This window comes from Bacillus cereus group sp. BfR-BA-01311, from assembly GCF_022664295.1.
Lineage (GTDB): Bacteria > Bacillota > Bacilli > Bacillales > Bacillaceae_G > Bacillus_A > Bacillus_A cereus.
Map to the genome: position 1 here is coordinate 23,049 of NZ_JAKUHC010000025.1, position 13,961 is coordinate 37,009.

Below are 13,961 nucleotides of genomic sequence, written 5' to 3' on the forward strand. Positions count from 1 at the left end.
TTTTCATGTACATAAAAATCTTTGTTATTTTCACAATAGTTCTTTATAGTATATATAAAGGATAACTAATATTGAATAAATACAACAAAAAAGCTTTATTTTACATAATAAGAGGATGTGTATACGATGTCATTACAGACTAAATATATAGCGGGTATTTCGCTTGGGGTTATGGGTGTCGGCTTTGCGGCTTCTATCCCTTTTCAAGGAACGGTAGCAGGAGAGATTATACAAGGGGGATTTGAAGCTGGATTGGTTGGTGGACTTGCGGATTGGTTTGCGGTTACTGCTTTATTCCGTCATCCGATGGGAATACCAATTCCGCATACAGCTTTGTTACCTAAAAATCGTAAACGAGTAACGAAAGGGCTCATTCATACGTTAGAAAATGAATGGCTGACGAAAGAAAGTATTACGAATAAAGTAAAAGAGATGCAGTTAGCACAAATGGTACTGCAAATTGCTGAGAGAGAAATGCAGTCTGATGCTGTGAAAAAGGGGATTGTAACGATTGCAGAGAAAGCAATTGTTACAATAGATACAGAAAAGTTAGCTGTTATTATTGAAAAAGAATTAAAAACATATTTGCATACAATTAATACAAGTAACATTTTACAAGTGCTTTTTGATCAATTAGTTGTGCAAGAATATGATGAAAAGACACTTGATTACATATTAGTGAAGGTAAAAGATTGGACAGCGCAAGATGAAGCTCGTTACCAGCTCGGTAGTTTAGGTATGAAGGCGATGGAAAATATAAAAGTAGATGGATTCTTGCAGTTTACTTTGAAATCATTTATGAATATTGTAGATGAAGATAAAATTGGCGGCATTTTGCAGAAGTTTATCATTAGTAATATTAACAGCTTACAAGAGGCTGATAATAGCACGAGACAACTTATATTAGCGAAGATTCGTCAAGAAATTATCAATGTAAAAGAAAATGAAGCCTTATTACAGGAATTAGAAAATTGGAAAGAAAAGTGGATTGCGAATTGGAATGCTACTGACAAAATAAAAGAGATGCTAGAGCAAGTACAACAAAGAGCAGTTGCTTTTGTAAATAATGAAGAATTTACTGATAAATATGTTATTCCATTTTTACAAAAACAAATGAACAAAATAAAAGAAGATGAACAAACTGTTCAAAAAATAGAGGAGTGGTTACAAAAGCAAGTTGTTACACTTGTGGAAAAAAACCATTCGAAAATCGGTAAGCTTGTACAAGAAAATCTTGATAAGTTAGATGATAAAACGTTAATCGAAATGATTGAAAATAATGTCGGTAAAGATTTACAGTGGATCCGAGTAAACGGGGCTGTTTGCGGATTTATGATTGGATTAGTGTTAGAAGGAATTAAAGCGATTATATGAGAAAAACCTTCCGCAATTGCGGAAGGTTTTTTTATTTTTCAATAACACTCATATTCAAATTATAAGCTTTCTCAATATTTAACTTGTACGTCCCATTTCCAGTTTTAATCGAATTTTTATACCAATGTTCTTGGTTGTTTAATTCTGGATGTTCTTCTGAAGAAGTATTTTCGTTTTTCGTTAAATTTTCTACTTGTTCCCAAGGTAAGCTTCCGTGTGTTTCTTTTTGATTCGTTACTGCTGTTAAAGATACATCACTCTCTTTTGCAAGATGGACAGACACTCTCGAGCTTTCTTGTACAAACCAATTATTTTGTAATTGACCTGGATAAAGAGATAGTTCGTTATTTGAAGCACGGATTTCCACATTTTTATTTTGTGGAAGAACAAGCGTTGGTTTCACCTGTGGTGCTGAATTAAATAACGTATGCTGAACAGGTAATGATTTTAAAGTGATATACATCGTTTCTCCAGCCGTTTGAACTGAAAGGAAATCATCTCGTTTTAAATTGAGTTTTTCATTTGCTTTCGTCGTCATTTCATAAGTTCCCAAAAGATGAATTTGATTTGTATTATTTCCCTCTACCGTTAGAGGCTGATGCCCTGCATCTACTACGATTTTTTTGATAGATTCAGGTATATCAAATTGTCCGTCTGGAATATTACTCGTTTGCCTCGTTGTGTTAATAGAGTGACGAACTTCTTCTAGTAATCCAGTTGATAATAAACAGTAAAAAGCAATTCCGACGCTTCCTAAAACGCCGATAAAGAAAATACTAAAAATATCATATTTAATAAATGATTGTTCCTTCTTAGAAAATAGAAGGTATAGTAAAACTTCGGCTCCAAGTATGATAAGTAAAACTGGCCACCATGCAGTTAGTGTATCTAATACTTGAATTCCTTTTATGACTGAAAATAGTAAAAAGCATCCTAACGATATAATAGAAAGCCCCATTGAGAATGTTCCAACACGCCAAGTCCTCATTCGCTTGTCCCACCTTTGTTTTCTTTATTTCCAAGTAATAATTTAAAGCCGCCGCCAATTAAAAGGAGCGCAACGATAGATGTTTGGAAATAGCGATAATATAGTTCACTAAGATGAATATTAAATATAGTTGCAAAATAATTGTCCAAAATAGGAAGGACTGTTTGATTTAATAAATAATAACCACCGAGTGTAATTAATCCGATACCGATCCATCTTTGATGATTTATAAAATAATCGATAATGGGTTCGTCTTGAACTCGTTCTTTTCCGTATTTTGTGGTTTGCTGTAAAGCGTCAAAAAAGCTATAGAACCAAATGATTGGTACTAAAAATAAAAACGCTGAAAGTCTTAATAAGTCGAGTAAATATATGGAAAGTAAAAAGGCTGCCATAAGCTGAAGACCACGGCGCTGTAAGCCTAAATACATATGTCCTGCTCCAGGGAACATTGCTAAAATAGAAGCGAATGTTTTACTTTTCTTTCCTTGTTCACGATGTTCTTCAAAATCTTCGAAAATAGTACGGTCAACTAATTGCTCACCCCGTTCTTTTTTCTGGAGCTGCTGAACAACATCGAAGAAATTATAAATCCATAAAACAGGTAACGTCATGAGAAAGATAAGGAAACTTTCTTGAGATGTTAAAAGTGCAACGAAAATAATCATACTTCCGATTCCTGTACAAGCTACTAAAAATGTAAGGCCACGTTGCATAAGTCCTAATTGGAAATGGCCAAGTCCAGGGATGATGGATAGGAGAATGATATAAAATCGTTCGCTCTCTTTAGAGGAATTTATCAATTCTCCAGCTTCTTGTTTTTTCGTTTGTTTTATAATGGTGATAACTAAATCTAGTAAGTTAATTACCCATAGAACAGCTAGTAAAAATAGAGAAAGAAAAGCAATATCACGTTCTCTTACTACTATGGTACAAAATACTGCAAAGGGGAATAGAAATAAAGATCCTCCGCTATATAAAATAAACCGTCCTAGCTTTTTTAAGTATAAATGTCCAAGCCCAGGAATTAGCCCTAATACAAGTGCTAAAAAGGGGTTTTTATTCATGCTTTGAACCTCCGTCCTTTTTTGGTGTGTCTACCGATTTGTTTACAATTTGTTGTGAGATAGAAGACTCGTTATGTTTTGAAGATTTCTCGAAATTTGATGTCGCTGTAAAAATATATTGGAATAAACCACTTACCATAAAAATAATTGTAGCCGCAGTCGCAATTATGTAGTGAATAATGGTGCGCTTTAGTGAGTTTGTTTTTATATTTTCGTTAGGCTGTAGCGTTTCAAAATCAATTTGCGTTATAACTTCGTTCGTAAATGAATCATCATTTATCATTGGAAGGTTTTCCTGTTGTTCATCGATACTTTCCATATAAAGTGCTAAACAATGATCACATTCATAAAGGTGTTCTTCCATAGATTCACGTTCATTGCTTTCTATAAAATCTAGAGTATAATTGCGCCAATCTTCTTTTGAATAATGTGTCATAGAAACTCTTCCTCCTTCCAATGTTTTTTAATCCATTTTCTTGCCCGATACAGTTTCATTTCGACTGTTTTCACTTCGATATTTTCCTGTAAAGCAATTTCTTGATAGCTTTTTTCTTCTAAGTAATGTGAGAGAACGACGTCACGATAATTTTCGGGAAGTTCTCTCAGTTTTTGAGCAATGAGTAATTTTTGCTCTTTCGTCAATAATAAAGCCTCAATATTATGAGAGGACTGTATATTTTCCTCAGTTTCTTTACATAAGGAGAGTTCTTCGTTTTCTCTAGCTTTCTTTCTCTTATAATCAATAGCGTGATTGGTGGCAATACGAGTCATCCATGTTTTTAATCCGCGAAATTGATAATTTGGGAGAGAGGCGTGAATTTTTACGAATACTTCTTGTGTAACATCTTTCGCATCTTCTTCATGTCTTAAAATAGAAAAGATAACTTGGAAAATATAGTGACGATATGTTTGCACAAGGACACGAAAAGCATGTTCGCTTCCTTGCTGTGCTTTTTCAATTAATTGTTTTTCCTCAATGGGTCTCTCCCTCCTTTTTGACGCATTCTATTATATAGACGTAAAGAATGATAAGTCATCCTACACATATTGTAAAAAAAGAATAATATATTTTTTGCAGGAGAGCTAGATGAAAAAAGGTGTGAAAAAATGGTAAAGAGAAGTATATAATGAGCAAGTAGGAAATGTTACGGGAAGAAAGGATGTGAATGTTAGTAGGGGAAGGGCCATACTAACAAACATGAAAATTAAAATATTAATAGCGGATGATAACTCTTTTATTAGAGAGGGCATGAAAATTATTTTAAATACATACGAAGAGTTCGAAGTGGTAGATACTGTAAATGATGGGGAAGAAGCTGTAGCATATTGTAAAAAGCATGAAGTTGATATTGCTCTTTTAGATGTTCGTATGCCAAATATGAACGGGGTAGAGGCGACGAAGTTCATTTGTGAAGAGACGAAAACAAAACCGCTTATTTTAACGACGTTTGATGATGATGAATATATTTTGGATGCAGTAAAAAACGGAGCCAAAGGTTATTTGTTAAAAAATAACGATCCGGAGCGTATTCGTGATGCGATAAAAGGAGTATATAACGGTCAAACTGTTATGCAAGATGTTGTCCTCGATAAAATTAAGTCTAATTTAATGGAAAGTAAAGAGGAAGAATGTAAAATTGATAAGAGCCTTTTCACAGAAAGGGAGCTTAGTATTATCGCATTAATTGCAAAAGGTTTCTCGAATAAAGAAATTTCGAAACAGCTTTTTATATCTGAAGGAACAATTGCAAATTATATTACGTCAGTTTTAGGGAAAACTGGACTTGAACATCGCACACAAATTGCGATTTATTACTTAACAGGGAAAGTAGATTAGTGATATGGAATTTTGGCTAACTGTAAGTAAATTAATTGTCTTTTTATATATTGTGTTTAGTTATATTTACGCAAATGTAGTAAATTTACCTTGGGTTATATTTACTTTACTTATTTACCTCTCTGTAAACGTAATGATTTCTATATTTAAAAAAGATACGTATAAAAAATTATTAATCTGTATGTCAATTGGCATAATTATGTTATTTACATGGAGGGTTCATCCATTTTTTATTTTGTTTTTACCTTTGAACTTATACGAAATTACATTCCATTACATAGAAAAGAATTGGCCACGCTTTGTTGTTATGATGCTCCCAATTACGATTGCAGATGAAAGTATTCGAATGACTTATGGATTAATTGTTGCATTTTCTTTTCTCGTTTTAACTATTGCAGAGCGATATATATCGCGTGTAGTAAAGCTTGAATCGCAAAATGATAAGATGCGAAAAGATATGCAGCGGCTGACGAAAAGCTTACATGAAAATAAAGAGTACATAAAGCAATCAGAGTACACATTTAAATTAGAAGAGAGAAATCGGTTGTCACAAGAAATTCATGATAAAATTGGCCACTCAATGACAGGGGCGCTAATTCAAATGGAAGCAGCAAAGAGGTTAATGGAAATAGATAAAGAAAAATCTGCGGAGTTATTACAAAATGCAATTAACATTTCAAAAGATGGAATTGAAAGTATTCGCATTACATTAAAAAATATGAAGCCTCCAACTGAGCAAATTGGCATTCATCGTATGAAATTATTCATAGAGGAATTTACCGGTAAGAATGATGTGAATATTCCTTTTGTATACAAAGGGAACTTAGATATGATTTCTCCCATTCAGTGGAAAATTATCGGTGAGAATGTTACAGAAGCACTAACAAATGCAATGAAATATGCTGATGCGACAGTTATTTCTATAGATATTCATGTGCTTAACAAGATGGTTAAGGTGCAAGTGAAGGATAACGGAAAAGGGGTAGCTCTTGTTAAAAAAGGTCTCGGTATTATGGGGATGGAGGAGCGAACGGCGTCTGTAAACGGAAAAATTATTGTAGATGGGACAAGTGGTTTTTCAGTAACGATGTTGTTGCCAATATAAAGAGAATGGTACGAGGATGAACCATCTCATATGAAAAAAGTGAATATTCTCATGTGAAAAGAATGAACTTCTGCACTGAGCAGGTTCATTCTTTTTGTTTATACTAAAAGCAGAGAAACCGAAATAGGGGTGAAAATGATGAATACATTAGAAATTAAAAATTTAACGAAAAAATTTGGTGATTTCATCGCAGTTGATAATATGTCTTTATCTATTAAAGAAGGAGAAATATTTGGCTTTTTAGGATCAAATGGTGCTGGTAAGAGTACAACGATAAATATGATTGCTGGTTTGTTAAGAAGTAATGAAGGTGAGATTAGCATACTAGGAAAAAATATAAAGAAACATAATCGATTTGCGAAAATGAATATCGGTATTGTTCCGCAAGATATTGCGATTTATGAAGAGTTAACTGCCTATGAAAATGTGAAATTCTTTGCTGGATTGTACGGATTACGAGGAGCCGAATTAAAAGCTAGGGTAGAGGAAGCTCTTCAATTTGTAGGACTTAGTGATAAACAGAAAAGCTATCCGAAGAACTTTTCTGGTGGGATGAAGCGAAGACTGAATATCGCTTGTGCAATTGCTCATAGACCGAAGTTAATTATTATGGATGAGCCGACAGTTGGAATTGATCCACAGTCAAGAAACTACATTTTGCAGTCAGTACGCAAATTAAATGAAATGGGAAGTACAATTATTTATACGAGTCACTACATGGAAGAGGTAGAAGAGATTTGTACGAAAATAGCGATAGTAGATCATGGTAAAGTAATTGCAGAAGGTACGAAAGAACAGTTAAAAGCAATTATTACTGACACGAAAGATATTTGGATTGAAGTGAAATCGGTAGAGAATTTAGATGTAGAAAAATTAAAAGAGATAAACGGTGTGAAAGCAGTTCAAATTGAAGAAAACGTAATTAAAGTGAATTCTGATGCGGGATTAAATAATTTAAATAAAATTATTCAACACTGTATCAATCATGATATTGAAATTCGTTCATTAGAGGAGCAGGCTCCCAACTTAGAAACAGTATTCCTTACATTGACGGGAAGAAACTTACGAGATAAATAAAAAGTAAATGAAGAAAAGGTAAAGGGAGGTTCATCAATTGAACATCTTCAATATTGCAATTATGCATATTAAAAGAGATTTCAGAGACGTAAGAACTTTAGTTTTTATGTTAGCATTTCCGATTGTGCTTATGCTTGTGTTAGGAACAGCTTTAAGTAATGCATTTAATAGCGATAGTCAATCGATTAAAGATATACAAGTTCTATATAAAGATGAAGCGAGTAACACGTTTTCTCAATCATTTGAAGCATTTACGAAAGAAGTGGATAAATCAGGTGTTCATTTTAAAAAAGCTTCTGGCAGTATAGATGGGAAAGAAGAAGTGAAGCAAAATAAATATGCTGTTTATGTAGAGTTAAATAAAGATGGTGCAAAATTTTATGGGAGTGACAAAAGTAGTATTGAGGGAAGTATTGTGGAAGGAATGCTTACAACATTTGTTGATAAGTACAATGTAGCGGTCGAAGTTGTAAAAGTAGATCCTACTAAGGTTAGTACGGTTATTTCAAACGGAAATCATAATGATTATATAAAAGAAACATCTTTACAAGCTGCGAAAAAACCAGGTTCTATGGATTACTATGCGGTTGTAATGACAACGATGATTGCACTATATGCTGCGATGGGAGCGAGTTCTTTAATTCGAGGAGAACGAATACGTAAAACAGGAGATCGTCTCATTGCTGCACCTATAAGTAAAGCTGAAATATTCATTGGAAAAGTACTTGGTAGCCTAGTAGCAAACGCCCTTTGCGTATTACTTGTCATGTTATTTAGTAAATTTGTATTTCAAGCGAATTGGGGCGACCACCTTGGAATCATATTTATTATTTTATTAACACAAGTCTTTCTAGCAATTAGCTTTGGTTTAGGGATCGGGTATATTACGAAAACAGCTGAATCATCGAGAGCAATTATTCTTGTTGTTATACAGTTAGCTTCTATTTTTGGTGGTGCATACTTCGTAGTAGAAGAAAATTTCATTACGAACTTATCACCATTAACGTGGGCAAACACAGCTGTCATGAAAATTATTTATGCAAACGATGTAGGAGCGGTACTGCCAGTAATATGTTTAAATCTTGGGATTTCAGCACTCTTTTTATTAATTGCAATTATTGCATTACGTAGACGGGAGGGGCTATAGTATGAAAGATATTTTATGGCTCATACAAAAAACGCTATCTGTCCTTTTGAAAAATAAAAAAGGGTTATTCATTATTATTAGTTTACCGATAATCGGAACACTCATCTCTTTTTCGATATACGGAAATGCGGGGCAAGGCACGTTAAATATCGGGATTGTAAATAAGGAAAATGAGCCGATAGCAAATGATACGATAAAGTTTTTAGAAGGATTAAATCATGTGAAAGTGAGTAAGGTTAAGGAGTCGGAAGTAGAAGATAAACTCACTTCCAAAAAACTTGATGGAGTTATTACATTACATTCTGGTTTTTCAAAAAGTGTTCGAGAAGGGAAACCAGATCATATTGAAATTGCATCGATTAAAGGTGATCAAGTAACAGCATTTATAAAATCATATTTATATAACTATATTGATAATGTAGTAGCTATTAGTAAAGTAGCAGGAACAGATCAAAGTACATTTGATACTATGTACGCAGGCTATCAAAAAAGTGCATTTAAGATGAAAACTGCAACGCTAGAAGATACTTCGAAAAATAAAGATATGACAAATCAAACGATGGGTTACCTTATTATGTTTATGCTGTTTTCAGCAGCGAACTTATCAGGTTCTATTTTAAAAGAAAAAGAAAATAGAACGTACTTTAGACTCTTATCAACACCGATAGATGGGAAGAGATTTATATTATCTAATGTCGGAGTAAATATGATGATGCTAACAGTACAAATTCTAATTACAACCCTATTCCTAACGAATGTTTTTCATACGAATATCAATATGCCTTTCATAGTGATGATTGGCGTACTCATGCTATTTGCTTTAATAGCGATTGGAATATCGTTAGTCCTTGTCGCTTTTTCGAAAAACTCAGCATCGGCAAATACGATGCAAAATCTGGTCATTGTACCAACTTGTTTACTTGCCGGATGTTATTTTCCATATGACATTATGCCAAAAGCGGTACAAAAAGTAGCTGATTTCCTTCCGCAACGTTGGTTGCTAGACACGATAGCAAAACTACAGCAAGGAATTCCATTTTCAGAGTTGTATGTAAACATTTTAATCTTATTCGCCTTTGCGGTAGCATTCTTCTTAATTGCTATTTATAAGTTTGGAAGAAATAATGATGCGAGAAACTTTGTTTAATATGAAAAGGGTGTGACGTTAAGTCACATCCTTTTTTGTATGAAGCATGAAATCTGGATTTGAATGCCAAAATAGAAGGATGGAAAGAAAAATGAGCGAAAGGAAATCAAAATGATTAAAAAAATATTACGAATTACTTCTATTATTATTGCTATTTTCGCTTTTATTTTAATTTGTATGCATATTGATGTTAATTTAGGTAGGAAAATGGAAACTGGGAAAAACATGCCAACAGAGTATGCACCTCATTATAGTGATTTTCAATTATATGTAGAAGGAAAGTCATTTTATAAACGGTTATTTACTGATATAAAAGAAGCGAAACAATCTATTTACACTTATTTTTTTATTTTATCGGATGATAAAAGCAGTCATACTTTTTTGAACTTATTAAAAGAAAAGGCAAGAGAAGGAGTAAACGTATATTTATCTGTCGATTTACTTAACGATTTATCATTTGAAAGAAAGATGAAAAAAGAATTACAGAAAAATGGTGTGCATTTTACATATAGTAGAAAACAGGAATTACCATTCGGGTTTTATTCCCTTCATCATCGTAATCATCGCCGCATTACAACGATTGATGGAGAGATTGGTTATACAGGTGGTTTTAATATAGGGGATGAGTACTTAGGGAAAGATAAACACTTTGGGTACTGGAGAGACTATCATGTACGGATAAAAGGAGAAGGTGCAAAAGATTTAGAGGAACAATTTGCTTTAGATTGGAAACGAGATACGAAAGAAGATATAAAGAGAAGTACGAATAAAGCTAGTAAAGGGAATACATTACATACTATGGTTAGTTATAATGGGCATCACGTCGCTGAAAAATATATAGATCTTATAAAACAAGCTCAGCACTCCATTGTAATTGCAACGCCGTATTTTATAGCGAAAAATAAAGAATCCATGAATGCTTTAATCGCAGCACAAAAGCGTGGTGTTACAGTAAAAATACTTTGGTCATATAAACCAGATCTACCTCTTATAAAAGAAGCGGCGTATCCATACATACGTCAAGCTGTTAATAATGGGATTACTGTATATGGGTATAAAAAAGGAATGTTCCATGGTAAATTAATGCTTATTGATAATGAATTAACCGTTATTGGTACAACAAACTTTACTTCGCGTAGCTTCAATATAAATGATGAAATGAATTTTTATATTTATGGTGGTCCTATTGTAGGACAAGTTAATAAGACGTTAGCAGAGGATTTTCATGATTCGAAAGAAATGACGAAAGAGTTTTTTGAGAAGTTATCTTTTTGGGAGCGTTGTAAGGAGAAAGTGGCGGGATTGGTTGACTTCTATTTGTGATGATGAATTAGGAAAGGGTGCCTACAAAAGGCACCCTTTTTTGGTGGGAAATCATTATTTTTCATGCACCAGCATCGTAACATCATCATTAATCAACGTCCCCACATGTTCGCCTAAACATATTTTCTTCATGACACCAGGCTCATCAAAGTTAAAGACATGTGCTGGTAAATTATAGTCCCGGGCAAGCAGTAATGCCGCTTGATCCATGACTTGTATATTTTGTCTAACAACATCATTATAGTTTAGTTTGCTGTACATTTTTGCTGATTTATTATGCTTTGGATCACTTGTAAAGACGCCATCTACTCCTTGTTTTGCGACTAATATTGCGTCACTATTCATTTCAATGGCCCTTTGAACACTTGGATAATCTGTCGTAACAAATGGTTGCCCGTTACCACCTCCAAAAATAACGATATACCCGTTATCTAAATGGTGGACTGCACGCAAGCGAATATATGGTTCAGCTACAGCATTAAATGGAATGGAAGTCATAACGCGTACTTCTCTATTTGTTTTACTTGTTAAAACACCGCGAAGCATTAAGCTGTTAATGATTGTACCTAACGTACCGATATTATCAGCTTCTACGCGATCGATTCCCCATTCTTCAGCTAGATGCCCCCTAAAAATGTTACCGCCACCGATGACGATGGATACTTCTATACCTAAATCAACAATGGATAAAATTTCGTTTGCGATATGTTCTAATCGTTTGGAGTTAAAGCTATTTCCAGTTTGATCGGCAAGTGCACCGCCGCTTAATTTAATTAAAACACGTTTATATGGTCTCATAACAATTCCCCCTATATAGATCGCAACAAAAAAGGAACAAAGGCGAATGCCTTTGTTCCTTTTTAAGAAAATGAAAAAGAAAAGAAGAAGATAGAACGAATTGCTTTGTATAGTTTTTCATAACATCCACTCCTTTTCATTTTGATTTGTTGTAAGTATATATCTTTTTGATTATACGCAATAATCTGATTGCTTATCAAGTTTATTTTATCGTTTTTTAACAAAATGGTGTCAATGAAAAAAAGAAGAAAAATATTTGAATTTTTTGTGACGAACTTGTAGGTTTTTGTATGATTTTGTAGGTTCGCTTATAAGATGTGTGAGTAGCTTTTATAAATTCAAATTGAAAGCGTTCGCATGAAGGGGATGAACATAAATGAAAAAATTCGGATTGGCGACACAAATTTTTGTCGCGCTTGTTTTAGGGATTGTAGTAGGGGCAGTCTTTTATGGCAATAAAACGGCGATTTCTTATATCACACCAATTGGGGATATATTTATTCACTTAATTAAAATGATTGTAGTACCAATTGTTATTTCAGCATTAATTGTTGCGGTAGCCGGTGTAGGCGATATGAAGAAGCTTGGGAAATTAGGCGGGAAGACAATTCTTTATTTCGAAATCATTACAACGATCGCTATTTTAATGGGGTTACTCGCGGCGAATATATTCCAGCCAGGTACTGGCGTTGATATGAATAACTTACAGCAAAGTGACATTTCTTCTTATAAACAAACAGCAGATGCTACAGAGAAGCAAGGATTCGCTGAGACGATTGTTCATATCGTACCGAAAAACGTATTTGAATCGATTGCACAAGGTGACTTATTACCGATTATTTTCTTCTCAGTATTATTCGGTTTAGGAGTCGCAGCAATTGGAGAAAAAGGAAAGCCTGTTTTTAACTTCTTTGAAGGTGTACTCGAAGCGATGTTTTGGGTTACAAATCAAGTGATGAAATTTGCACCATTTGGTGTATTCGCATTAATTGCGGTTACGGTTGCAAAATTTGGTGTAGCAACACTACTTCCTTTAGGAAAACTAGTGCTAGCTGTATACGTAACTGTTATACTATTCGTTGTGATTGTATTAGGTATTAATGCAAGAATGGTTGGCGTAAACATTTTTACATTAATGAAAATTTTAAAAGAAGAACTTATTCTTTCATTTACGACAGCAAGTTCAGAAGCTGTTTTACCTAATATAATGAGAAAGATGGAAGAGTTCGGTTGTCCAAAGGCAGTTGCCTCTTTCGTAATTCCGACAGGTTATACATTTAACTTGACTGGATCGGCTATTTATCAAGCGTTAGCGGCATTATTTGTTGCACAAATGTACGGTGTGCACATGTCACTGACAGAGCAAATAACGTTATTATTCGTTCTCATGTTAACATCCAAAGGTATGGCGGGAGTTCCAGGTGCATCGTTCGTTGTTGTATTAGCAACGTTAGGTTCAATGGGGCTACCACTAGAAGGTATCGCGTTAATTGCGGGAATTGACCGCATTTTAGATATGATTCGCTCATCTGTCAATGTATTAGGAAATGCATTAGCGGCCATTGTTATGTCGAAGTGGGAAGGCGAATTCGATAATGAGAAAGCAAAACAATATGTAGAAACAGTCAAAGAAACAAAAGCAGCATAAGAAATCGTTAAGGAGTGAATAATCATGGCAACATTAACTGAAGTTAAAAATGGTGTTCGAATTGAAAAAGATTTTTTAGGTGAAAAAGAAGTACCAAACTATGCATACTATGGCGTACAAACAATGCGTGCAGTTGAAAATTTCCCAATTACAGGATACAAAATCCATGAAGGTTTAATTAGAGCGTTCGCAGTTGTCAAAAAAGCTGCAGCGCTTGCGAATACAGATGTAGGAAGATTGGAATTGAACAAGGGCGGCGCGATCGCAGAAGCTGCTCAAGAAATTCTCGATGGAAAATGGCATGATCATTTTATCGTAGATCCAATCCAAGGCGGAGCAGGTACTTCAATGAACATGAATGCAAATGAAGTCATTGCCAATCGTGCGCTTGAATTATTAGGAATGGAAAAGGGAGACTATCATTATATTAGTCCAAATAGTCATGTAAAC

At 34.1% G+C, this 13,961-nt stretch carries 14 protein-coding genes; 9 read left to right on the plus strand and 5 right to left on the minus strand.

Annotation, left to right across the window (positions count from 1 at the left end; all coding sequences use genetic code 11):
- Nucleotides 1–126: 126 nt before the first annotated feature.
- Entirely contained in the window at nt 127–1,374 is a 1,248-nt protein-coding gene (locus tag MR136_RS27600; RefSeq protein ID WP_242259699.1) for a DUF445 domain-containing protein, read from the plus strand.
- A 31-nt stretch (nt 1,375–1,405) separates the two neighbouring features.
- Here the strand turns inward: MR136_RS27600 and exsE are convergent, their stop codons facing one another.
- The 4 genes from exsE to MR136_RS27620 are packed head-to-tail and all read right to left on the minus strand — an operon-like array spanning nt 1,406 to nt 4,344.
- Nucleotides 1,406–2,362: an exosporium protein ExsE gene (gene exsE / locus MR136_RS27605; protein ID WP_017673974.1), complete on the minus strand. Its 957-nt coding sequence runs from the start codon at nt 2,360–2,362 to the stop codon at nt 1,406–1,408.
- Nucleotides 2,359–3,429: a hypothetical protein gene (locus tag MR136_RS27610; RefSeq protein ID WP_242259700.1), complete on the minus strand. Its 1,071-nt coding sequence runs from the start codon at nt 3,427–3,429 to the stop codon at nt 2,359–2,361. The genes exsE and MR136_RS27610 overlap by 4 nt, the downstream gene beginning before the upstream one ends.
- Entirely contained in the window at nt 3,422–3,865 is a 444-nt protein-coding gene (locus tag MR136_RS27615; RefSeq protein WP_017673971.1) for a hypothetical protein, read from the minus strand. Before MR136_RS27615 ends, MR136_RS27610 begins: the two co-directional genes overlap by 8 nt.
- A complete protein-coding gene (locus tag MR136_RS27620; protein WP_017673970.1) occupies nt 3,862–4,344 on the minus strand; it encodes an RNA polymerase sigma factor in 483 nt (160 codons plus the stop codon). The genes MR136_RS27615 and MR136_RS27620 overlap by 4 nt, the downstream gene beginning before the upstream one ends.
- Nucleotides 4,345–4,627: 283 nt before the next feature.
- Here MR136_RS27620 and MR136_RS27625 point away from each other — a divergent pair, with 283 nt between their 5' ends.
- The 6 genes from MR136_RS27625 (at nt 4,628) to MR136_RS27650 (ending at nt 11,065) form a co-directional block, all read left to right on the plus strand.
- Entirely contained in the window at nt 4,628–5,266 is a 639-nt protein-coding gene (locus tag MR136_RS27625; protein ID WP_000694093.1) for a response regulator transcription factor, read from the plus strand.
- A 4-nt stretch (nt 5,267–5,270) separates the two neighbouring features.
- A complete protein-coding gene (locus tag MR136_RS27630) occupies nt 5,271–6,371 on the plus strand; it encodes a sensor histidine kinase (protein ID WP_017673969.1) in 1,101 nt (366 codons plus the stop codon).
- Nucleotides 6,372–6,509: 138 nt separating this feature from the next.
- A complete protein-coding gene (locus tag MR136_RS27635; RefSeq protein WP_001093818.1) occupies nt 6,510–7,448 on the plus strand; it encodes an ABC transporter ATP-binding protein in 939 nt (312 codons plus the stop codon).
- Between the two features lie 37 nt (nt 7,449–7,485).
- Entirely contained in the window at nt 7,486–8,595 is a 1,110-nt protein-coding gene (locus MR136_RS27640; protein WP_061457017.1) for an ABC transporter permease, read from the plus strand.
- 1 nt (nt 8,596) lies between these two features.
- Nucleotides 8,597–9,742, plus strand: coding sequence for an ABC transporter permease (locus MR136_RS27645; protein WP_061457018.1), 1,146 nt, complete (start codon nt 8,597–8,599; stop codon nt 9,740–9,742).
- A gap of 111 nt (nt 9,743–9,853) precedes the next feature.
- Nucleotides 9,854–11,065 carry a phospholipase D-like domain-containing protein gene (locus tag MR136_RS27650; RefSeq protein WP_000591890.1) on the plus strand — a complete coding sequence of 404 codons (1,212 nt, stop codon included), beginning with the start codon at nt 9,854–9,856 and terminating at the stop codon, nt 11,063–11,065.
- 54 nt (nt 11,066–11,119) lie between these two features.
- Here MR136_RS27650 and pyrH read toward each other — a convergent pair whose 3' ends face one another.
- Complete coding sequence (gene pyrH / locus MR136_RS27655) at nt 11,120–11,863, minus strand: UMP kinase (protein ID WP_001248059.1); 744 nt, start codon at nt 11,861–11,863, stop codon at nt 11,120–11,122.
- Nucleotides 11,864–12,239: 376 nt separating this feature from the next.
- Here pyrH and MR136_RS27660 point away from each other — a divergent pair, with 376 nt between their 5' ends.
- On the plus strand, nt 12,240–13,511 hold the full coding sequence (locus tag MR136_RS27660) for a cation:dicarboxylate symporter family transporter (RefSeq protein ID WP_000713289.1): 1,272 nt from the start codon (nt 12,240–12,242) through the stop codon (nt 13,509–13,511).
- Nucleotides 13,512–13,535: 24 nt separating this feature from the next.
- Nucleotides 13,536–13,961, plus strand: a 426-nt coding sequence (locus tag MR136_RS27665) for a lyase family protein (RefSeq protein WP_242259701.1), incomplete at its 3' end; no start/stop codon positions are given.